General features: G+C 66.5%; 17 protein-coding genes. 6 read left to right on the top strand and 11 right to left on the bottom strand.

What is annotated here, in order from left to right:
- The first annotated feature begins 41 nt into the window (after window positions 1-41).
- Entirely contained in the window at window positions 42-938 is an 897-nt protein-coding gene (locus ASD22_RS05930; protein WP_056080163.1) for a DnaJ C-terminal domain-containing protein, read from the top strand.
- Window positions 939-1,010: 72 nt separating this feature from the next.
- Here ASD22_RS05930 and pilH read toward each other — a convergent pair whose 3' ends face one another.
- From pilH to ASD22_RS05885, 9 genes are all read right to left on the bottom strand, one after another.
- Window positions 1,011-1,376: a twitching motility response regulator PilH gene (pilH, locus tag ASD22_RS05925; protein ID WP_056080160.1), complete on the bottom strand. Its 366-nt coding sequence runs from the start codon at window positions 1,374-1,376 to the stop codon at window positions 1,011-1,013.
- A 68-nt stretch (window positions 1,377-1,444) separates the two neighbouring features.
- A complete protein-coding gene (locus tag ASD22_RS05920; protein ID WP_056080157.1) occupies window positions 1,445-2,443 on the bottom strand; it encodes a YhdH/YhfP family quinone oxidoreductase in 999 nt (332 codons plus the stop codon).
- Window positions 2,444-2,455: 12 nt separating this feature from the next.
- The gene (locus tag ASD22_RS05915; protein ID WP_056080154.1) at window positions 2,456-3,052 is read right to left on the bottom strand and encodes a TIGR00730 family Rossman fold protein; all 597 of its coding nucleotides are present in this window, start codon (window positions 3,050-3,052) and stop codon (window positions 2,456-2,458) included.
- 114 nt (window positions 3,053-3,166) lie between these two features.
- Entirely contained in the window at window positions 3,167-4,591 is a 1,425-nt protein-coding gene (gene lpdA, locus ASD22_RS05910; protein ID WP_056080151.1) for a dihydrolipoyl dehydrogenase, read from the bottom strand.
- A gap of 111 nt (window positions 4,592-4,702) precedes the next feature.
- Window positions 4,703-5,920: a 2-oxoglutarate dehydrogenase complex dihydrolipoyllysine-residue succinyltransferase gene (odhB, locus tag ASD22_RS05905; RefSeq protein ID WP_056080149.1), complete on the bottom strand. Its 1,218-nt coding sequence runs from the start codon at window positions 5,918-5,920 to the stop codon at window positions 4,703-4,705.
- 83 nt (window positions 5,921-6,003) lie between these two features.
- On the bottom strand, window positions 6,004-8,886 hold the full coding sequence (locus ASD22_RS05900; RefSeq protein ID WP_235577535.1) for a 2-oxoglutarate dehydrogenase E1 component: 2,883 nt from the start codon (window positions 8,884-8,886) through the stop codon (window positions 6,004-6,006).
- A 213-nt stretch (window positions 8,887-9,099) separates the two neighbouring features.
- A complete protein-coding gene (locus tag ASD22_RS05895) occupies window positions 9,100-10,050 on the bottom strand; it encodes a GNAT family N-acetyltransferase (protein ID WP_056080142.1) in 951 nt (316 codons plus the stop codon).
- On the bottom strand, window positions 10,047-11,240 hold the full coding sequence (locus ASD22_RS05890) for a cupin domain-containing protein (protein ID WP_056080140.1): 1,194 nt from the start codon (window positions 11,238-11,240) through the stop codon (window positions 10,047-10,049). Before ASD22_RS05890 ends, ASD22_RS05895 begins: the two co-directional genes overlap by 4 nt.
- Window positions 11,241-11,264: 24 nt before the next feature.
- Window positions 11,265-12,014 (bottom strand): sulfite exporter TauE/SafE family protein, encoded by a 750-nt coding sequence (locus ASD22_RS05885; RefSeq protein ID WP_056080137.1) that lies wholly within the window; start codon window positions 12,012-12,014, stop codon window positions 11,265-11,267.
- Window positions 12,015-12,173: 159 nt separating this feature from the next.
- Here ASD22_RS05885 and ASD22_RS05880 point away from each other — a divergent pair, with 159 nt between their 5' ends.
- The 3 genes from ASD22_RS05880 (at window position 12,174) to ASD22_RS05870 (ending at window position 16,498) form a co-directional block, all read left to right on the top strand.
- Window positions 12,174-14,009, top strand: coding sequence for an assimilatory sulfite reductase (NADPH) flavoprotein subunit (locus ASD22_RS05880; protein ID WP_056080135.1), 1,836 nt, complete (start codon window positions 12,174-12,176; stop codon window positions 14,007-14,009).
- Window positions 14,010-14,090: 81 nt separating this feature from the next.
- Window positions 14,091-15,779: an assimilatory sulfite reductase (NADPH) hemoprotein subunit gene (cysI, locus tag ASD22_RS05875; RefSeq protein ID WP_056080132.1), complete on the top strand. Its 1,689-nt coding sequence runs from the start codon at window positions 14,091-14,093 to the stop codon at window positions 15,777-15,779.
- On the top strand, window positions 15,776-16,498 hold the full coding sequence (locus ASD22_RS05870) for a phosphoadenylyl-sulfate reductase (RefSeq protein ID WP_056080131.1): 723 nt from the start codon (window positions 15,776-15,778) through the stop codon (window positions 16,496-16,498). Before cysI ends, ASD22_RS05870 begins: the two co-directional genes overlap by 4 nt.
- 475 nt (window positions 16,499-16,973) lie before the next feature.
- On the opposite strand, the gene ASD22_RS05865 is transcribed toward ASD22_RS05870, so the two are convergent.
- The gene (locus tag ASD22_RS05865; RefSeq protein ID WP_056080127.1) at window positions 16,974-17,972 is read right to left on the bottom strand and encodes a LysR substrate-binding domain-containing protein; all 999 of its coding nucleotides are present in this window, start codon (window positions 17,970-17,972) and stop codon (window positions 16,974-16,976) included.
- 301 nt (window positions 17,973-18,273) lie between these two features.
- On the opposite strand from ASD22_RS05865, the gene cysG reads away from it, so the two are divergent.
- Together cysG and cysK are read left to right on the top strand one after the other, a co-directional pair.
- Window positions 18,274-19,761, top strand: a complete 1,488-nt coding sequence (gene cysG / locus ASD22_RS05860) for a siroheme synthase CysG (protein ID WP_056080125.1) — start codon at window positions 18,274-18,276, stop codon at window positions 19,759-19,761.
- An 82-nt stretch (window positions 19,762-19,843) separates the two neighbouring features.
- Window positions 19,844-20,782 (top strand): cysteine synthase A, encoded by a 939-nt coding sequence (cysK, locus tag ASD22_RS05855; RefSeq protein ID WP_056080121.1) that lies wholly within the window; start codon window positions 19,844-19,846, stop codon window positions 20,780-20,782.
- 85 nt (window positions 20,783-20,867) lie between these two features.
- Here cysK and ASD22_RS05850 read toward each other — a convergent pair whose 3' ends face one another.
- A complete protein-coding gene (locus ASD22_RS05850) occupies window positions 20,868-21,215 on the bottom strand; it encodes a helix-turn-helix domain-containing protein (protein WP_056080118.1) in 348 nt (115 codons plus the stop codon).
- Between the last annotated feature and the right edge of the window lie 158 nt (window positions 21,216-21,373).

The following is a 21,373-nucleotide window of genomic DNA, read 5'->3' as shown; positions in this document are numbered from 1 at the left end:
CATGGATTCGCCGCGGGTTTTGCGTTCGTTGGGGAGTGGTAGTGGAATTCAAAGATTATTACGACATTCTGGGCGTCAAGCCCGACGCGACCGAGGCCGAGATCAAGGCGGCATATCGGAAGCTGGCGCGCAAATACCACCCGGACAAGAACAAGGACGCGGGCGCCGAGGAGAAGTTCAAGGCCGCCAACGAGGCGCAGGAAGTGCTGATGGATGCGGAGAAGCGCCGCTCCTACGACCAGTTGCGCGCGGGTGGCTATCGCGGTGGTGAACAGTTCCGGCCGCCGCCGGGCTGGCAGGGCCAAAGCCAGGGTTTCAACGACACGGGCGGCGATTTCAGCGATTTCTTCGAAAGCCTGTTCGGTCGCGGCGGTGCCGCCGGTGCGCGCGGGCAGGCACGTCCGCGGCGTGGGCGCGATGTGCAGGCGTCGGTGCAGATCGAGTTGCAGACGGCGTTCGATGGCGGCCGCACGCGGCTGGCCATGCAGGACCCTGCCGGTGGCGAGCGAGTGCTGGAGGTGAAGATTCCGGCCGGTATCCAGCCCGGCCAGGTCATCCGGTTGGCCGGGCAGGGCCAGGCTGGCGTGGCCGGCGGCCCCAAGGGCGATCTGCTGCTGGAAATCGGCATACGCGATGATCCGCGGTTCCGCCTGGATGGCCGCAACGTGGTGCATGTGTTGCCGATCAGCCCGTGGGAGGCCGCACTGGGCGCCACGGTGCCGGTGCCGACGCTGGCCGGTACGGTGGATCTGCGCATACCCGCTGGCAGCCAGTCGGGGCGCAAGCTGCGGTTGAAAGGGCGCGGCATGCCGGGCACACCGGCGGGCGATCAACTGGTGGAGTTGTCGATCCGGGCGCCGGCGGCGGAGACGGCAGGGCAAACGGAGGCGTATGAGGATCTGCGCAAGCAGTTCAAGGATTACGATCCGCGCAAGTAACCGGCGGCGTCATCACCCATAAAAAAACGACACCTGCGGGTGTCGTTTTTGTTGGTGAGGTGTTGCCGAAGATCAGCCTTGCAGCAATTCCTGCAGCGTCTTGGCCAGTTCGTCTTCCTTGATCGGCTTGGTGACATAGGCCTTGGCGCCCTGGCGCATGCCCCACACGCGATCGGTTTCCTGGTCCTTGGTGGTTACCAGCACGATCGGGATGTGCGAGGTGCCGGGATTCTTGCTGATGGTGCGGGTGGCCTGGAAGCCGTTGAGATTGGGCATGACCACGTCCATCAGGATCAGGTCAGGCAGCTGCTGCTTGGCCACTTCGACGCCGGCGGCTCCATCTTCGGCGGTCAGGGTTTCATGCCCGAGCTTTTCGACGATGCGTTTGATGCCCAGTAATTGCGACGGGGAATCGTCGACGATCAGGATGCGTGCCATAAGGTGATTGTCCCTGCGAGTTGCGTTAATTCTATGCTGCTGATGCTGCAGTTCCAAGCGCGGTGCGCTCAGCAACCGAGCGTATTGTTTACCACGGTGCGCCCGAAAGCGCCGCCCGCGAGCATGCGTGTAAAGGTCGCTGGCAGTTGCGCCAGGGCGATTTCATCGGTGGCGATACGCGCCAGCTGACGAGGTTTCCAGTCGCCGGCCAGGTGCTGCCAGATGGTGTCGCGGATGTCCCGCGCGGTGCCTGCCGAGGCCACGCCGAGCAGGCTGACGCCGCGGATGATGAACGGCATCACGGTGCTGTCGAATGCGATGCCACCCGCGTTGCCGCACAGCGCCACGTTGCCGTAAGGGTGGATCAGGGGCAGCAGGCCGCTCAGCATGCCGCCGCCCACTGTATCCAGCGCGCCGCCGAAGCGCGCCGAATCCATCGGCTTGCCACTGAAGTCCCATTGATGCCGGTCGATGCAAGCGTGTGCGCCCAGCGCGCGCAGCGCGTCGAAATGGTCGGGCTTGCCGCTGATCGCGTGAACTTCGTAGCCGGCGCGGCTGAAGATGTCGATGGCCAGCTGGCCCACGCCGCCGCTGGCACCGCTGATCGCGATGGGCCCCAGCTCCGGTGTCTGCCGGTTGTCCTGCATCCGCAGCAGGGCAAGTGCCGCGGTGAAGCCGGCGGTGCCGATGACCATGCTTTCGCGCAGGCTGAGGCCGGCGGGCAGCGGGATCGTCCAGCGTGCATCGAGGCGCGCGTACTGCGCGAACCCGCCATCACGCGTTTCGGACAGGCCGCTGCCGGTGCACAGCACGGCGTCGCCTTCCTTGAATGCGGGATCACTCGACGCGACCACGTGCCCGGCCACGTCGATGCCGCCGTTCAACGGGTAGCGGCGCAGGATGCGGCCCTTGCCCGTGCCGGCCAGCGCGTCCTTGTAGTTGACCGACGAGTACGCGGCCTTGACCAGCACTTCGCCCGGCGACAACGCGTCGGTGTCCATCGTTTCGAGCCCGGCCCGGTGGCCGTCGTCGTCGTGGTGGATGCGGAAGGCTTGGAAGCGGGTCATGCGGATTTCCCGTCAGGCGTCGACGCTCTGGTTGTCGATCCACTTGGGCAGGTAGGTGCCTTCGTAGGTCTGCATCCAGTCGAACAGCGCGGTCATGTCATCGCCGAACCAGAGGCTGTCGCGCTGTTCGGGGCGTACGAAACGTTCGTCGACCATGTGGTCCATCATTGCGCGCAGGTCGCGGTAGTAGCCGCGCGCATCCAGGAAGGCGCAGGGATAGCGGTGCAGCCCCAACTGCGCCCAGGTCAGCATCTCGAACATCTCGTCCATGGTGCCGAAGCCGCCGGGCAGGGCGACGAAGGCGTCGGACAGTTCGTACATGCGGGTCTTGCGCTGGTGCATGGTGTCCACCACCACCAGCTCGCTGAGCCCGGGATGCGCCACTTCCAGATCCACCAGCTGGCGGGGGATCACGCCAATCACCTTGCCGCCACCGGCAAGCACGGCGTCAGCCACCGTGCCCATCAACCCGACCTTGCCACCACCATAAACCAGCGCCATACCGCGCTCGGCCATTTCGGCCCCGAATGCGCGCGCCTGCTCGGCGTATTCGGGATGCTTGCCGGAGCTGGAGCCGCAGTAGACGCAGAGGGCGGTGGGCTGGGGCATGTTTCTGGAACCTCAATCAGCTTGGGTCCGGCTGAAACCCGGAACGGTTTTTTCTGAAAACGAGACGGCCCGCCCATGTCGCCACGAGCGGGCCGTGTTGATTTGCGCGAGCGCTCAGTTGCCCTTGTGGATGGCGCGCTTGTCGACCGACAAGGCGGCCTCGTGCACGGCTTCGGACAAGGTCGGGTGCGCGTGGACGATGCGTGCCAGATCCTCGGACGAGCCCTTGAACTCCATTGCCACCACGCACTCGGCGATCAGCTCGGAGACGCCCGGGCCGACCATGTGCACGCCGAGGATGCGATCGGTTTCGGCGTGGGCGATCATCTTCACCTGGCCGACGGCCTCGTTCATCGCCACGGCGCGGCCGATGGCGGCGAACGGGAAGCTGCCGACCTTGTACGGCACGCCGGCGTCCTTCAGTTCCTTCTCGGTCTTGCCGGCCCAGGCCACTTCCGGCTCGGTGTAGATCACGAACGGGATGGTGTCGTAGTTGACGTGGCCGGCCTTGCCGGCGATCCACTCGGCCACCGCCACGCCTTCCTCGGAGCCCTTGTGGGCAAGCATCGGGCCGCGCACGGCATCACCGATGGCCCAGACGCCGTCCACGCCGGTGTGGCAGTGCTCGTCGACCAGGATGCGGCCGCGCTCGTCCAGCTTCACGCCGGTGTCGTCGGCCAGCAGGTTCTGCGTGTAGGCGCGGCGGCCCACGGCGACCAGCAGCTTGTCGACCACCAGTTTCTGCTCGCCATCCTTGTTGGTGTAGACCAGATGCACGCCGTCCTTCTTCACCTCGGCCTTGTTGAGCTTGGCGTCGAGCTTGATGTCCAGGCCCTGTTTGGCGAACTCCCTCGCGGCAACCTTGGCAATGTCGGCGTCGGCCACCGAGAGAAAATCGGGCAGCGCTTCGATGATGGTCACTTCCGCGCCCATGCGGCGCCACACGCTGCCCAACTCCAGGCCGATCACGCCGGCGCCGATCACGCCAAGGCGCTTGGGCACTTCGGCGAAGTCCAGCGCGCCGGCGTTGTCGACGATCGCCTTGCCGTCGAACTTGGCGAACGGCAGTTCGATCGGGACGGAGCCGGAGGCCAGGATCACGTTGGTGGCGCTGATCGTCTCTTTCTTGCCGTCGGCGCCAGTGATCTCGACGCTGTTGCCCTTCAACAGCTTGCCGGTGCCGAAGAACGGCGTGACCTTGTTCGCCTTGAACAGCTGGCCGATGCCGCCGGTGAACTGCTTGACGATCTTGTCCTTGCGGCCGATGAACGTGCCCATGTCGACCTTGGCGTCGCCCACGCTGATGCCGTGCACCGGCAGGTTGTGCGCGATGTTCCAGAACTGGCGCGAGGAATCGAGCAGCGCCTTGGACGGAATGCAGCCCACGTTGAGGCAGGTACCGCCCAGCGCCGGCTTGCCGTCCTTGCCGGTGAAGGCGTCGATGCAGGCGGTCTTCAGCCCCAGCTGCGCGGCGCGAATCGCGGCCACATAGCCGGCCGGGCCGGCGCCGATGACGATGACATCAAATTGTTCGCTCATTTCATTCGCTCACGGGAATAGGGAATCGGGAGTAGGGAATAGGGAATCGTTGGGGCAGGGCAGGCTTCGCTTTGACGATTCCCGATTCCCCATTCCCGATTCCCGGGCTCGTCAGAGCCCCAGCAACATCCTCTGCGGATTCTCCAGCTGGTTCTTGATGTCGACCAGGAACAGCACGGCGTCCTTGCCGTCGATGATGCGGTGGTCGTAGCTGATCGCGATGTACATCATCGGTGCGGCAATGATCTGGCCGTTCTCGACGATGGCGCGTTCCTTGATCGTGTGCATGCCCAGGATGGCGCTCTGCGGCGGGTTCACGATCGGGGTGGACAGCAGCGAGCCGAAGGTGCCGCCGTTGGTGATGGTGAAGGTGCCGCCCTGCAGGTCGTCCAGGCTGAGCTTGTTGTCGCGCGCCTTCTTTGCGTATTCGGCAATGCCTTTCTCGATGTCGGCGAAGCTCATGTCCTGCACGTCGCGCAGTACCGGCGTGACCAGGCCCTTGTCGGTGGACACGGCGATCGAGATGTCCTGGTAGCCGTGGTAGATCACGTCGTTGCCGTCAACCGAGGCGTTGACGTACGGGTAGCGCTTCAGCGCTTCGGCGGCGGCTTTCACGAAGAAGCTCATGAAGCCGAGCTTGATGCCGTTTTCCTTCTGGAAAGCCTCGCCCAGCGATTTGCGCATCTTCACCACTTCGCTGAGGTTCACCTCGTTGAACGAGGTGAGCATGGCGATGGAGTTCTTCGACTGCATCAGTCGCTCGGCGATGCGCAGGCGCATGCGGGTCATCGGCACGCGCTCTTCCGGGCGCGAACCCGGGGTCGGCTTCGCTGCCGGCGCGGCGGCGGGAGCCGCGGCAGGGCGCGAGCCGGCGTTGACCACGTCTTCCTTGATGATGCGGCCGTCGCGGCCGGTGCCGGCGATGGCGGAGGTGTCGACCTTGTTCTCGGTAGCGACGCGCTGCGCGGCAGGCGAAAGCTCGGCGGCGGCCTTCGACGCCGCCGGGGCGGGTGCCGCGGCGGCAGGCGCGGGAGCAGGAGCAGCGGCAGCCGGAGCAGCAGCCGGCGCCGGTGCGGCGGCCGCGGCCGCGGCGCCTTCCTCGATGATCGCGATGACCTGCTCGCTGTTCACCGTGTCGCCCACGTCGTGGCGGATTTCCTTCAGCACGCCATCGACCGGCGCAGGGACTTCCAGCACCACCTTGTCGGTTTCGAGGTCGACCAGGTTCTCGTCGCGTTTCACCGCGTCGCCGGCTTTCTTGTGCCAGGCGGCGATGGTGGCGTCGGAGACGGACTCGGGCAGAACGGGGACTTTGAGTTCGATGGACATGAGAAAAGGGCTCTTGAGTGAGTGCGCTCATCCGTGGGCGCAAAATCAAAAGCGGCCATCCGTGGCCGCACTATCCAGGAAGTCTATTCTGCGGAATGGTCGGTGCCGACCGGTTCGATCAGCGCCTGCTCGACCAACGCCGCCTGTTCGGCGGCATGGGTGTTGAGGTGGCCGGCCGCCGGTGCTGGCAGGCGCGCGCGGCCCGCGTACGAAAGGCTGTGGTTCGCACCGCTGCAGGCTTGCAGGTGGTGGCGAATCTGGAACCAGGCGCCCTGGTTCATCGGCTCTTCCTGGCACCACACCACTTCCTTGGCGGCCGGGTATTTCTCCAGCTCGGCGCTGACCTCGTCCCGCGGGAACGGATACAGCTGCTCGACACGCACGATAGCGACGTCGGCCAGCTTCTTCGCTTCCGCCGATTCCAGCAGGTCGTAATAGACCTTGCCCGAGCAGAACACCACGCGCTTGACCTTCTTGGCGGCCAGCTTGCGGTGTTCGCCGATCACCAGCTGGAAGCTGCCGTTGGCCAGCTCGTCCAGCGTAGACACCGCCAGCTTGTGCCGCAGCAGCGACTTGGGCGTCATCACGACCAGCGGCTTGCGCACCGGGCGCAGCATCTGGCGCCGGATCATGTGGAAATCCTGCGCCGGCGTGGTCGGCACGCAGACCTGCATGTTCTCCATCGCGCACATCTGAAGGAAGCGCTCCAGGCGAGCGGAGGAGTGCTCCGGGCCCTGGCCTTCGTAGCCGTGCGGCAGCAGCAGCACCAGGCCACAGAGGCGGTTCCACTTCGCTTCGCCGGAGCTGATGAACTGGTCGATCACCACCTGCGCACCGTTGGCGAAATCGCCGAACTGCGCCTCCCAGATGCTGAGCGTGTCCGGGTCGGTGGTGGAGTGGCCGTATTCGAACGCCATCACCGCTTCCTCGCTGAGCAGCGAGTCGATGATTTCCACGTCGGCACCGGCGCGCACGTTGGCCAGCGGCATGTAGGTGTGGCCGTCCTTCTGGTCGTGCAGCACGGCATGGCGGTGGAAGAAGGTGCCGCGGCCGGAATCCTGGCCCACCAGGCGCATCTCGCTGCCGCCGTCGATCAGGGTGGCGTAGGCCAGGTTTTCGGCGAAGCCCCAGTCGGCGGGAAGTTCGCCGGCGGCCATCTTGCGTCGATCGTCGTAGATCTTCGCCACGCGACCCTGCAAGGTGATGTCCTTGGGCACATCCAGGATCTTCGCCAGCAGTTCCTGCAGTTTCTTCTTCGGCACCGTGGTGTCGGCGGGGGTGGTCAACTTGCCGCCGATGAAGCGCGACCAGTCCACGATATTGCTGTGCGCGGCGTCGGGATCGAGGTTGGCGACGGTGTCGCCGGCCTCCAGCTGGCCCCGGTAGGCGTCGAACATCTTCTGCCCGTCGCCTTCGGCGATCACGCCTTCCTTCACCAGCTGCTGCGCGTACAGCTCGCGGGTGGGTTTGCGCTTGCGGATGATCTGGTACATCACCGGCTGCGTGGCCGCCGGCTCGTCCGCCTCGTTGTGGCCGTGGCGGCGGTAGCAGACCAGGTCGATCACCACGTCCTTGCGGAAGGTCTTGCGGAATTCGTAGGCCAGGCGGGTGACTTCAATCACCGCTTCGGGATCGTCGCCGTTCACATGGAACACCGGCGCATTGACCATCTTGGCCAGGTCGGTGCAGTACATGGTGGAGCGAGCATCCTGCGGGTTGGATGTGGTGAAGCCGACCTGGTTGTTGATCACCACGTGCAGGCTGCCGCCGATCTTGAAGCCGCGGGCCTGCGACATGTTGAACAACTCCATGTTCACGCCCTGGCCGGCGAACGCGGCGTCGCCGTGGATCAGCACCGCCATGGACAGCTGGTGCATGGTGTCGCGGCGGCGGATCTGGCGCGCATGCACCGAGCCGGCGACCACCGGGTTGACGATCTCCAGATGCGACGGGTTGAACGCCAGCGCCACGTGCAAGCCACCCTTGGGCGTCTTGACGTCGGCGGAGAAACCCATGTGGTACTTCACGTCGCCCGAGTAGGAGGGGTCGTCGGCGTGCTCGAACTTGCCCTCGAATTCGTTGAACAACATCTTCGGCGGCTTGCCCAGGATATTGACCAGCACGTTGAGGCGGCCGCGATGGGCCATGCCCACCACCATTTCCTTGATGCCGTTGTCGCCGGAGGAGCGCACCACGTCGTTCAGCAGCGGGATCAGGCTGTCGCCGCCTTCCAGCGAAAAGCGCTTCTGGCCCACGTATTTCGTGTGCAGGTAGCGCTCGAGCCCGTCGGCGGCGGTGAGTTCGGCCAGCACCAGGCGCTTGCCTTCGGCATCCAGGCCCGCGCTGCCGTTGGCCTTTTCGAGCCGGGTGTAAACCCAGTTGCGCTGCTCGTGGTTGCTGATGTGCATGAACTCGGCGCCGACCGTGCCGGCGTAGACCTTTTTCAGGCGCGCCAGCAGTTCGCCCAGCTTCAGCCGCTGGCCGCCGCCGGCGTAGGTGCCGCAATCGAATTCAGTGTCGAGGTCGGATTCGGCCAGGCCGTGAAAGGCCAGCCCCAGATCCGGTGCCGGCATCCGCTCGGTAAGCCCCAGCGGGTCGAGGTCGGCTGCCAGATGGCCGCGTGAGCGGTAGGCGGTAAGCAGGCGCAGGACGCCGGCCTGCTTGCTCGGGTGTCCGTCGGACTGTGTCGAGGGGCCTGCGTTTCCACTGAAGTGGCGCTGTTTTTGCGCGGCCTCGATGCGGGCAATGGCGGCGCGTGGGGAAACATCGCCCGCCTCGCGTCCCTTGAACGTGTCGAAATAGCCGGCCCACTGCTCAGGCACCGAGGACGCATCGGCGAGCCAGGCGTCGTACAGCGCCTCGACGTAGTCGGCGTTGCCGCCGGCGAGTTGCGATGATTCCAGAAATTCGCGGATCAGGTTCTTGCTCACGTCACCACCGGTTGGGGAAGAGATGCTTGCAGCCACCGTTCTGATCGATGGGGATGATGGCTGGCGGCAATTCCTATAATTATAGCCCTCCGTCACGTCGGCAGGACAACCGCAAAAGTCTCACCACGCGGTCATCCGGCGGGCATCTGCGCCGGGTCATCGGCCATCGTGGCAATACCCGCGCAGTTTGCGCCGGCGCACGTGTAGGAAACGATATGCCGCTGCCACATCACCTTGGCCAGTGGGCGTTCATATGTCGAGTATCTGCAGCATGCTGGCGGGCGCGGAGCGGTCCCACGCATGGTCGAAATGCTGCCGCAAGGGCGCCTGCGCCACACGGTCATGGCGTGCGCCACGACCGGGCGGGCGCGCGGCGTCGGGCAGCAGCAGGTAGCCGCCGACGTCGTTGAGCAGATAGGACGAACCGTAGGTCAGGTCGGCATCCTCCAGCGGGGTGCGGATGTGCATCGCGCTGGGCAGGCGTTGGGCCAGTGCAATCAGGCGGTGGTCGTCACGCAAGGCCGCGGCTGGGTCATGCAGCACGATGCGGATCCGGGCATTGCGGCCGGACAGGGCCAGTCGGCGCCATTGCTCCAGCTCGTCATCGCTGGCGTAGATATCGACGGGCAGCAGGGGCGCGTACAACTCCACGCGGTGGTGCGCATCCCGCAGCAATTGCAGGCGCGCCAGGGCCAGCTCGACGCGGGTGGTCGCCGGCAGTGCTTCGGTCGCCTTGTGCGGCCTGTCGGGGCGTTTCGTGGCGGACAGCGAAAGCCGCATGGCGCGGTGCGCGATACCGGCGTCGTCGAATACCTCGCCGTGCGCGCTGAACCCCTGCCGTTCGTAGAACCCGATGGCGGGCAGCTGCGCCCCCAGGCTCACTTCGGGCCAGCCCAGCGCACGCGCTTTCTCGACCAGCTCGCGCAGCATCGCGGCGCCCACGCCCTGGCCGCGCCAGGCCTGGCGCACGGCCATGCGGCCGATCTTGTGTTGCGGGGTCAGTCGGCCACATCCGATCGGCTGGCCGTCGTCGTCACGGGCCAGCACGTGGTGGCAGTGCGCATCCAGGTCGTCGCGTTCCAGTGCCTCGGGTACGCCCTGTTCCTGCACGAATACTTCGTGGCGCAGGGCGAGCAGGTCGGTGCGTTGCGCCTCGCGGGCCCAATCGGCGGCTTCGACGTGGAAATGCTGGAGCTTCATTGACGGCGCGACTTGCGCGGCAGCAAATGACCCTCGTTCACCAGCGTGCGCAGCAGGTCCAGTTCCAGCTCGTCGAGCGGTCCGGAAGGCTGCCATGCGCGCTGTTCGCACAAGGCCTGCGCCAGCGCCGGCGAAGCGGCATGGGCCTGGCCGCTGACATACAGCGTGCAGCTGCCCTTGCCCTGGCTCCAGGCCAGCCGCGACCACGGGTGGCGCAACAGGCTGGCGCCCGCGGCGAGCTGCTTCTTCAGCGCGGCCTCGGTCAGCGGTCGCTCCAGCGGGGCCACCACCTGTGCGTTGCGGTAGCGCGTGATGAAGCGCCCGAACCAGTCGCGCAGCAGGGTTTCATCCAGCGCGGCGGCGAACGGCAGGGCGTCGCCGATGCGCGCGAGGGCGGCGCGATCGATCTCTCCGGTGGCGCGCGCCGGTTTCAGGTCGGGATCGGCGTAGCGCAGCTCGTCCGGCAGCAGGTCGGCGATGTAGTCGGCCAGGTCGCCGGTCATTTCCGCCTGGGAAGGCGCGCGCATGCCCACCGAGAACGTCATGCATGGCCCGCCGAACGCGATGCCGTCGTGCGGCACGCCCGGCGGCAGGTACAGCATGTCGCCCGGTTGCAGCAGCCATTCGTGTGTCGGCTCGAATACCGCCAGCTGTTTCAGTTCCACGTCGGGGCGGAACGCCTTCGGTGCCAGCGGATCGTCGCTGATCGCCCAATGGCGCTGGCCCAGCCCCTGCAGCAGGAACACGTCATATTGGTCCACATGGGCACCGACGCCACCCTCGGGCTCGGCGTACGACACCATGACGTCGTCCACGCGCCAGCTTGGCAGGAAGCTGAAAGGCTCCAGCAGGCGCGCCACGTCGGCGTCCCATTTGTCCACGTCCTGCACCAGCAAGGTCCAGTGGCTGTCCGGAGTGCGGGCGAAATCGGCTTCGCTCAGCGGGCCCGAATTGACATGCCAGCGGTCGCGCTTGGGGTCATGCACGATCAGCCGTGCCAGCGCGGCCGGCTCGCAGGCCAGGCCGGCCAGGTCATCCGGCTGCAGCGGCGGTTCGAAATCCGGAAAGGCACCGCGGATCAGCAGGGGCCGTTTCTGCCAGTAATCGCGCAGGAACCGGGTCGGGCTCATGCCCAGCGGCTGGCTTGCGCTGCCGCGGACTTCGATGGGGAAAGTTGGGTTCGGGGTCATCCGGCCATTGTAGATGCTGGATGCTCAGACAAGCAGCCGGAACGCATTGTGCAAGCCCAGCGCCAGCACGGCGAAACCGGCGAGATAGGTGGCCAGCCGGCCGGGGATGCGGCGGATGAACACGGCGCCGAACGGCGCTGCCAGCACGCCGCCGATGATCAGCCCGAAAACGGCGGTGAGATGGGTGGTGCCGATGCTGAGCAGGAAGCTGATGCTGGCCGCCACGCTGACCACGCACTTGGCCAGGTGCACGCTGCCGATCACGGCGCGCGGCGGCAAGCCGCGCGCCAGCAGGACGGTGACGGTCAATGCGCTCCAGCCGCCGCCGCCGATGGCATCCACGAAGCCGGCGACCGAACCCAGGGCCGACGTGCCGCGCGGCACGTCCGTGCGGTCACCGGGCGGGCGCGTGCCGCGGAACAGCAGGAACAGCCCCATGCCCAGCAGATACGGCGTCAATGCCACCCGCATCCAGTGCGCCGGCACGTTGATCGCCACGTAGGCACCCAGCAAGGCGCCGATCACGCCGGGGATCACCAGCGCCAGGAACAGCCGCCGGCGAACGTTGCCAGCCAGCAGGTGGCTGAGCCCGGAGGCGCCGCAGGTGAACGTTTCCGCGTAATGCACGCTGGCGCTGGCCGACACCGGCGGTACGCCCAGGCCCATCAGCAGCCCGGCCGAGGTCACGCCATAGGCCATGCCCAGTGCTCCATCGACCAGTTGGGCGAAAGCACCGACGGCGATGAAGACGAACAACTCGGCGAAATTGGGCATGGATATCTGGTGATGGAGGCCGGCGAGAGTATCAGACCGTCATCGCCTGCGCTGAAATGAAGAGCGGGCATAAGCACATGCCGACATATGCTTTTACCTGATACCGGCAGGTACCTAGGATTGGACGCCAAGAAGTAAAGACGTCCAAAAGGAAGCGCCGTGAACGTTGCGTTGAAACCCATTCTTCCCACCCCTGCACTTGGGGAGGAACGGCTCGCGCTGCTGGCGCGTTTGACCGACGGCCTCTCGCCGGCGGATCTCTACTGGGTGTCCGCCTATAGTGCGGCGCTGGCATCGCTGGCCACGCGCATTCCCGGCCACGCCGGTCTGGCGGTGGTTGCCGATGCCCCGCCGCCGGCCGAGCGCCCGGCCGAGCGGCTGACCGTGGTCTACGGCAGCCAGACCGGCAACTCCAAGCGCGTGGCGGAAAAGCTCGCCGGCAAGGCCGAGGCCGCCGGCTTGGGCGTCAGGCTGCTGCGTGCCGGTGCCTACCCGCTGCGCGAGCTGGCGCAGGAGCGTCACCTGGTGGTGGTGATCAGCAGCCAGGGTGAAGGCGATCCGCCGGATGACGCGATCGGCTTCATGGAATTCATTGCCGGCAAGCGCGCGCCCAAGCTGCCGCAACTGAAGTTCGCGGTGATGGGCCTGGGCGATTCCAGCTATGCGAAGTACTGCGCGGTAAGCCGCGACCTCGATGCCCGGCTGGCCGAACTGGGTGCGACCCGGTTCGCGGCGCTGGGCGAGGCTGACGTGGATTTCGAGGCGGCCGCGGCGACGTGGTCGCAGGGCGCGCTGGAGACGGTGAAGCAGGCGCTGAGTGCACCCGCGGCGGCTGCGCGCCCGGTCAGCCCGTTGCATGCCGTCAACGCGGCCCCGTTGCATTCACGCGAAAAGCCGTTCGCCGCCGAAGTGCTGGAGAACCAGCGCATCGTGTCGCGCGACAGCAACCGCGACGTGCGTCATCTGGAGTTGTCGCTGGAAGGCTCCGGCCTGCGTTACGAAGCGGGCGACGCCCTCGGTGTATGGCCCAGCAATCCGCCGGTACTGGTGGACCAGTGGCTGTCGGCGCTGAAGCTCGACGGCAGTCGGGAAGTGGCCCACGAAGGCAAGCGCCTGCCGCTGGCCCGCTGGTTGAGCCAGGAACGCGACATCACCCGTTTGACCCGCCCGTTGCTGGCGGCGCATGCCGCCCTCAGTGGCAACCACGACCTGCAGCGCGTGCTGGAGCCCGAGCACAAGGCGGATTTTGCCGCGTTGCTGGAAAGCCATCAGCCGATCGACCTGCTGCGCGAATTCCCCGCCGCGTGGGATGCCGACCAGCTCGTCGCCGCGTTGCGGCCGATGACCCCGCGGCTGTACTCGATCGCTTCCAGCCCCAAGCTGGTCGGTCCGGACGAAGTGCACCTCACGGTGGCCGTGGTCGAGTACGAAAGGCATGGCAGCAAGCACTTCGGTGCGGCATCCACCTTCCTCGCCACGACCGATGATGACGCCCGGGTACCGGTGTTCATCGAAGAGAACGAGCGCTTCCGCCTGCCGGCCGATGGCAGCCGCGACGTGATCATGATCGGCCCGGGCACCGGCATTGCGCCGTTCCGCGCGTTCGTGCAGGAGCGCCAGGCAGCCGGTGCCAGCGGCCGCAACTGGCTGTTCTTCGGCAACCGCCATTTCTCGCAGGACTTCCTCTACCAGGTGGAATGGCAGGAAGCCTTGCGCAGCGGCGCGCTGCACCGGCTGGACCTGGCGTTCTCCCGCGATCAGGCCGAGAAGCTGTACGTGCAGCAGCGGGTGCGCGAGAACGGCCGCGAGTTGTACGCGTGGCTGAACGAAGGCGCCCACCTGTATGTCTGCGGCGACTCCGCGCACATGGCCAAGGACGTGCACGAAGCGCTGCTCGACGTGGCCTCCGTCCACGGCGGTCTCAGTGCGGACGACGCCAAGGCCTGGTTGGCCGACTTGCTGCAACAGGGCCGTTACGCCCGCGACGTCTATTGAGGTTTTATTTCTGCGTTCATCCGTGAACGCCAGAGTCAAAAAGCGGCCATCCATGGCCGCACTCTTCAGAACAACATTCCCATGCCTTCCCATCTCGAACACATCAAATCCGAAAGCCGTCTTCTGCGCGGCACCATTGCCGAAGGGCTGGCCGACACCGTCACCGGCGCCATCGCCGAGTCGGACACCAAGCTGCTTAAGTTCCACGGCAGCTACATGCAGGACGATCGCGACATCCGCGACGAGCGCCGCCGCCAGAAGCTGGAGCCGGCCTACGCATTCATGCTGCGCGCGCGCTTGCCAGGCGGCGTGATGACGCCCGCGCAGTGGCTGGCGTTCGATGAACTGGCCAGCAACTACGCCAGCAGCGGCCTGCGCATTACGACCCGGCAGACCTTCCAGTGGCACGGCATCCTCAAGAAGAACCTGAAGGCCAGCATCGCGGCCATCAACGCCGCGGCAGCCAGCACCATCGCCGCCTGCGGTGACGTCAACCGCAACGTGATCTGCAACACCAACCCGATCGAGTCGGAAGCGCACGAGAAGGCCTACGCCTGGGCGGCGCGCTTGTCCGAGCATCTGAAGCCGAAAACCCGCGCGTACCACGAGTTCTGGCTGGACGGCGAAAAGCTGGTGGGCGAGGAAGCCGCCAACGAGCAGGAGCCGCTGTACGGCCCCACCTATCTGCCGCGCAAGTTCAAGATCGGCGTGGCCATCCCGCCGCTCAACGACATTGATGTCTACTCGCAGGATCTGGCACTGATCGCGATCATCGAGAACGGCGAACTGGTGGGTTTCAACGTCGGCATCGGCGGCGGCATGGGCGCCACCCACGGCGATCCGGCCACCTATCCGCGGCTGGCCGACATCATCGGCTTCGTGCGGCCGGAAAACCTGGTGGTGCTGGCCGAAACCGTGATCGGCGTGCAGCGCGACTGGGGCGACCGTGAGGAGCGCAAGCACGCGCGCCTGAAATACACGGTGGACACCTATGGCCTGGATGCAACCAAGGCCGAGATCGAAAAGCGGCTCGGTTTCGCGCTGGAGCCCGCGCGCGCGTTCCATTTCGATCACAACGGCGACCGCTACGGCTGGGTCAAGGGCCACGCCGGCCGCTGGCACCTCACCTTGCAGGTGGAATCGGGTCGTCTGCTCGACACCGAGGCGCACACCTGGCTCAGCGGCATGCGCGAGCTGGCGCACATCCACACCGGCGACATCCGGCTGACCTGCAACCAGAACCTCATCATCGCCAATGTGGCCGCCGAGGATCGCGACACCATCGACGAGCTGGTCGCCCGCCATCACATGGATGGCTACAAGCGGTACAGCGGCATCCGCCAGCATTCGATCGCCTGCGTGGCCTTGCCCACCTGCGGCCTGGCGATGGCGGAAAGCGAGCGCTACCTCCCCAGCTTGCTGCTGAAGCTGGAAACCCTGCTGGACCGCCACGGACTGATCGACGCGCCGATCCTGCTGCGCCTGTCCGGCTGCCCCAACGGCTGCTCGCGTCCCTACCTGGCGGAAATTGCCCTGGTCGGTCGCGCACCGGGTCGCTACGACCTGCGCCTGGGTGCGGATTTCCAGGGGCAACGGCTCAACCAGGCGTATCGCGAGAACGTCGACGAGGCGGTCATCCTGGAAGTGCTGGATGGCTTGTTCGGCCGTTACGCCGCCGAGCGCAACGCGGGCGAATACTTCGGTGATTTCCTGTTGCGCGTGGGTGTGTTGAGCGAACCGCGGAAGATTCCGCTGAAGGTGAACGCATGAACGCGATCCAGCTCCCTTTCAATGACCACAGCCCGCGCGCGCTGGCGGATATCAACGCCTGGATGGCGAGCCTGACTGCCGAGCAGCGGGTGGAATGGGCGCTGAAGAACACTGCCGGCAACCATGCGCTGTCGTCGAGCTTCGGTGCACAGGCCGCCGTCTCGCTGCATCTGGTCAGCCAGCAGAAGCCGGATATTCCGGTGATCCTGATCGACACCGGCTACCTGTTCCCCGAGACCTATCAATTCGTCGATACGCTGACGGAACAGCTGTCGCTGAACCTGAAGGTCTATCGCCCCGCGATCGGCCGCGCCTGGGCCGAGGCCCGCTATGGCCGGCTGTGGGAGCAGGGGCTGGAAGGCCTGGAGCAGTACAACCGCATCCGCAAAGTCGAGCCCATGCAGCGCGCGCTGGCCGAGCTGGAAATCAACGGCTGGTTCGCCGGCCTGCGCCGCAGCCAGTCCAAGAGCCGCCACGAAATCCCGTTCGTCGAATGGCAGCGCGGCCACTGGAAATTCCACCCCATCGCCGACTGGACCGACCGCGACGTGGGCATGTACCTGCAGCGCCACGGCCTGCCGTACCACCCGCTGTGGGAGCAGGGCTACGTCTCCATCGGCGACACCCACACCACCCGCCGCTGGGAGCCGGGCATGGACGCCGAAGACACCCGCTTCTTCGGCCTGAAGCGCGAATGCGGCCTGCACGAACTGGTGTAACGAGGCCTTTCCTTCTCCCGCTTGCGGGAGAAGGTGCCGAAGGCGGAAGAGGGCGCTCTTGCCTGGCTCGCGCCGAGCAAAAAGCGCCCCCTTCAGCCCTCCGGGCAGCTTCCCCCGCGACGCGGGGGAAGCGAAAGGCCGAGCTCCACGCCTTGAGCCGAACCCCCACGCCTTCCTTCCCCCGCTTGCGGGGGAAGGTGCCGAAGGCGGATGGGGGGCTCTTGCCTGGTTTGCGCCGAGCAAAAAGCGTCCCCTTCAGCCCTCCGGGCAGCTTCCCCCGCGGTGCGGGGGAAGCGGAAGGCCGTAGCTCCACGCCTTGAGCCGGACTCTCACACCTTCCTTCCCCCGCTTGCGGGGGAAGGTGCCGAAGGCGGATGGGGGTGCTCTTGCCTGGTTCGCGCCGAGCGAAAAGCCCCCCTTCAGCCCTCCGGGCAGCTTCCCCCGCGATGCGGGGGAAGCGAAAAGTCAAAGCCTCTTACTCCACGCTGGCTTTCCGTGCCCGCGCCACGTTCTGGCGCCAATGCGGAACCACGGTCGCCGGATGCGGCGTGCCGTTGGTTACCGTGCTGCGCACGTCGGCGCGATTCAGGTGCGGCGCAAACTGCACGATCCAGTCCAGGGTGTAGTCACGCAGCACGCTGTCACGGCGCAGCAGGATCCAGGTGGTGCAGGTCGGGAACAGTGCATCGGCGGTGATCGTGCGCAAGTCGTCGCCATCGCTGGGCAACATGGCCATTTCCGCCAGTACGCCAATGCCCATGCCGGCGCGCACGTAGGTCTTGATCAGGTCCGCATCGGCGGCGGTCATGGCGATCTGTGGCACCAGCCCCGCGGCGGCGAACGCACGGCGCAGTGAGGATTCGGGCTTTACCGAGGAGTCGTAACTGACCAGCGGCAAATCGGCCAGTTCGGCCAGGGTCGGCGCGCGCTTGAGCGAGGCCAGCGGGTGCGTATGCGGCATCAGCACCACGCGATTCCAGCGGTACGCGGGCAGGGCAATGCCACTGGCTGGCGCCGCCCCCGAGGTACTGACCACGGCCAGGTCGACGCGGCCACCTTCCAGCAACGCCAGTACTTCCGCGTCACCGCTGGGCTGCAGGTGCACGCTGACCTGCGGATAGCGCCGGCTCAGTGCCGCGATCGACGGCGGCAGGGCAAAGCGGGCCTGGGTGTGCGTGGTGGCGATGCGAAGTTCGCCGTGTTCCTCGTTGCGCAGGTTGGCGGCGATGGAACGGATGTTGACCGCTTCGGCCAGGATCACGCGGGCGCGCTCGAGCACGCGGGTGCCCGCATCGGTCACGCCATCGAGGCTCTTGCCCTTGCGCGTGAACAGCTGCAGGCCGAGTTCGTCCTCCAGTTGCTTCAACTGCTTGCTGACGCCCGGTTGCGTGGCGTGCACGCGTTCGGCGGCGGCGGTGATATTGAGTCCGCAATCGGCGATGGCGATGAGGTAGCGCAGTTGGGTCAGGGTCATGGCGTGGGTTCGCAGTGTACCGATGAGGAGTGTACGGGCAGACGGAGGAGCTGCGGTGGCTTCGACACGCCTGTGGCATAACGTCCCGGCCTTGCCGGATACCTGGCTGGACGACGGGCGACTTCAGGCGGACTTGGCAAATTCAGACGTCTAAACGCCCAAACAATGTTGTCATACTACATCAGGGTGGTGCTCATAACCTTGAGGTATATCAACGGCATCACAAGTCATTTCCCCAACAGTGGCCGCGCCTATAGCGTTACGGTGCCGCGCTGCCGTGGCGTCGATGCCGTATGTCCCCATGAAGTTGTATCCGTTGTTTGCCGATCTTTCCCGCCGCGCCGTGCTGGTTGTGGGCGGCGGTGCCGTGGCCGAGCGCAAGGTGGCGGCGCTGCTGGCCGCCAAGGCGCAGGTGACGGTCGGCGCGCCATTGCTGACGCCGCAACTGGAAAGCCTGGTCAGGAAGGGCCGCATCGCGCATCGCGCGGGCGTGTTCGAGGCCAGCTGGATCGACCACGCCTGGCTGGTGGTGGCCGCCACCTCGGATCAGGCGCTGAACGCCCAGGTGGCCGAACTGGCCACCTTGCAGCGCATTTTCGTCAATGTGGTGGATGACGCGCAGTTGTCCAGTTTCCACGTGCCGGCGGTGATCGACCGCTCGCCGGTGATCGTGGCCATTTCCAGCAGTGGCGAGGCGCCGATGCTGGGCCGGCTGCTGCGCGAGCGGCTGGAAACGTTGATCGACCACTCGGTCGGGCCGCTCGCCGCGCTGGCCGCACGCTTGCGCAAGCGCATCCGCCGGCGCTATCCGGACCTCGCCCTGCGTCGCCGGTTCTATCAAAAACTGCTGACCGGTCCGGTCGCTGACCTGCTTCGCCGCAACCAGCCCGAAGCAGCCACCGCTGCGGCCGAACAGGCACTCGCCGCGCCCCGCGCGGAGGCCGTCGGATCGGTGGTACTGGTAGGTGCGGGGCCGGGCGATCCGGGCCTGCTGACCCTGCGTGCGTTGCGCGCGCTGAACGAGGCGGATGTGATCCTGCACGACCGACTGGTCAGCCCGGACATACTGGAACTGGCCCGGCGCGACGCCGACCGGATCGAGGTGGGCAAGCAGGCCGGCAACCACCATGCCACCCAGGATCAGATTCATGCGTTGATGCTGGAACACGCGCGTGCCGGCAAGCGCGTGGTGCGCCTGAAAGGCGGTGACCCGTTTGTCTTTGGCCGTGGCGGCGAGGAACTGGAATACCTGCGCGACCACGGCATTGCCTATGAAGTGGTCCCCGGCATCACCGCGGCGCTGGCCTGCGCCGCCTACGCCGGTGTGCCGCTGACCCATCGCGACCACGCCCAGTCGGTGCGCCTGGTCACCGCGCATTGCCGCTCATCGATGGACACGCTCGACTGGGCCGCGCTGGCGCAGGAGCGGCAGACGCTGGCGGTCTACATGGGCGTGGCCGGGCTGGAAACGGTGCAGGCGCAGTTGCTTGCGCATGGCCGGGCAGCGGAAACGCCGTTTGCGCTGGTCGAGAACGGTTCGTGTGCTGACCAGCGCGTGGTGACCGGCACGCTGGCCGACCTGCCGGCACAGGCGCGTCGCCACGATGTGCGCTCGCCGGCGCTGCTGATCCTGGGCGAGGTAGCGTCGCTCAGCCATCGGCTGGCCTGGTTCGGCGCCGAGCCGCTGGGGGCGCCCGTCGCCATCGAGCCCGCGGCACCGCCCCAGCCCGTGCCGCGCCCCGCCCGGCACGCCACGGTGGAGACCTTGCGCGCCATCCATCGCGCGTAACCTCTGCGTCACCGCGGTTCTTTCATGCTGCGCGTTGCCGAGATTCCGGCAGCGCGCTTTTCTTTACCCACGGAGCGTTTCCATGATCTACAACAGCATCCTCGACACCATCGGCCGCACGCCCATCGTGAAGCTGCAGCGGCTGGCACCGGCCCACGTGGATATCTACGTGAAGGTCGAAGCGTTCAACCCGGCCGGTTCGGTGAAAGACCGCCTGGCGTTGGCCATCATCCTCGACGCCGAGCAGCGCGGCGTGCTGAAGCCTGGCCAGACCGTGGTGGAGTCCACTTCGGGCAACACCGGTGTGGCGCTGGCGGCCGTGTGTGCGGCCCGTGGCTATCCCTTCGTGGCGGTGTTGCCGGACTCCTTCTCGATCGAACGGCGCAAGCTGATCCGCGCCTATGGTGGCAAGGTTCTGCTCACCCCGGCGGCGCTGCGTGGCAGCGGTGCCTCGGCGAAGGCGCAGGAGCTGGCCGACAAGCACGGCTGGTTCCTCGCCAACCAGTTCGACAACCCGGCCAATCCGGCCTACCACCGCCAGACCACGGCCGCTGAAATCATCAGCGACTTCGCTGGTCGCCGCCTCGACTATTTTGTCAGCGGCTGGGGCACCGGCGGCACGCTTACCGGCGTGGGCGAGGTGCTCAGGGTGGCGCGCCCGGAGGTCAAGGTCGTCGGTGCCGAGCCCGCCGCCGCCTCGCTGCTGGGCGGCAAGGAATGGGCCTCGCACAAGATCCAGGGCTGGACGCCGGACTTCCTGCCTGCCGTGCTCAACGGCCAGGTGGTTGACCAGCTGGTAACCGTGGACGACGTGGTGGCCCGCGACACCGCACGCGTGCTGGCGCAGAAGGAAGGCATCTTCACCGGCCTTTCCTCCGGCGCCACGCTGGCGGCTGCGCTGCAGGTGGCGCAGACCGCGCCCGAAGGCTCCGTGCTGCTGGCGATGCTGCCGGACACCGGCGAGCGCTACCTGTCGACGTTCCTGTTCGAGGGCGTCAACGAGGGTTCCGACGAGGTTTGATCGTTGTGGTGGCGGGGCGCCCACGGCCCGCCCGCCTTGCTGTCGGTCGTGCGGCAGCGGTGGTTCTAGGCAGTTGCAGTCGGCGTCAGCTGGCCCGTCGCGCCATCACCTTCTCACCCACGTTGGCCAGCGCCTGGATCGCCGGCAGCAGTTCACGGCCCAACTCGGTCAGTGCGTACTCGGCCGATGGCGGCGAGCTGTCCAGCGCACGACGTGTCACCAGACTCCGCGATTCCAGCTCCCGCAACCGCGCGCTCAATACCCGCGCGGAGATGCGTGGAATGTCGTGCCGCAATTCCCCGAAACGGCGGGGCCCGGCGCTCAGATACCAGATCACGTTCGGCGCCCAGGCGCCGCGCAGCAGCGCCATGCTCTCGCTCAGCGGGCAGGTCGGCGGTATCGATGCGTTGTTTTTGCGTACGGGCAGGCCCATGGCTTCAGGGGAACCGGTTACTGGTGGGATACCGCATTTTCGCCTGATTCGGCGCCGGTTGGTATCCATAAGTAACCACGGTGGCTAGCATGCACTGCGTCGCCGCGATTCGCGCGGCGATCCCGCGTGTGCAGCGCGTGTTCCACCCCCTCATGGAT

It is taken from the genome of Rhodanobacter sp. Root480 (assembly GCF_001426645.1).
In the GTDB taxonomy this organism is placed as follows: domain Bacteria; phylum Pseudomonadota; class Gammaproteobacteria; order Xanthomonadales; family Rhodanobacteraceae; genus Rhodanobacter; species Rhodanobacter ginsenosidimutans.
Note: the sequence above shows the minus strand (reverse complement) of the source record. Positions and strands in the feature narration are given on the sequence as shown.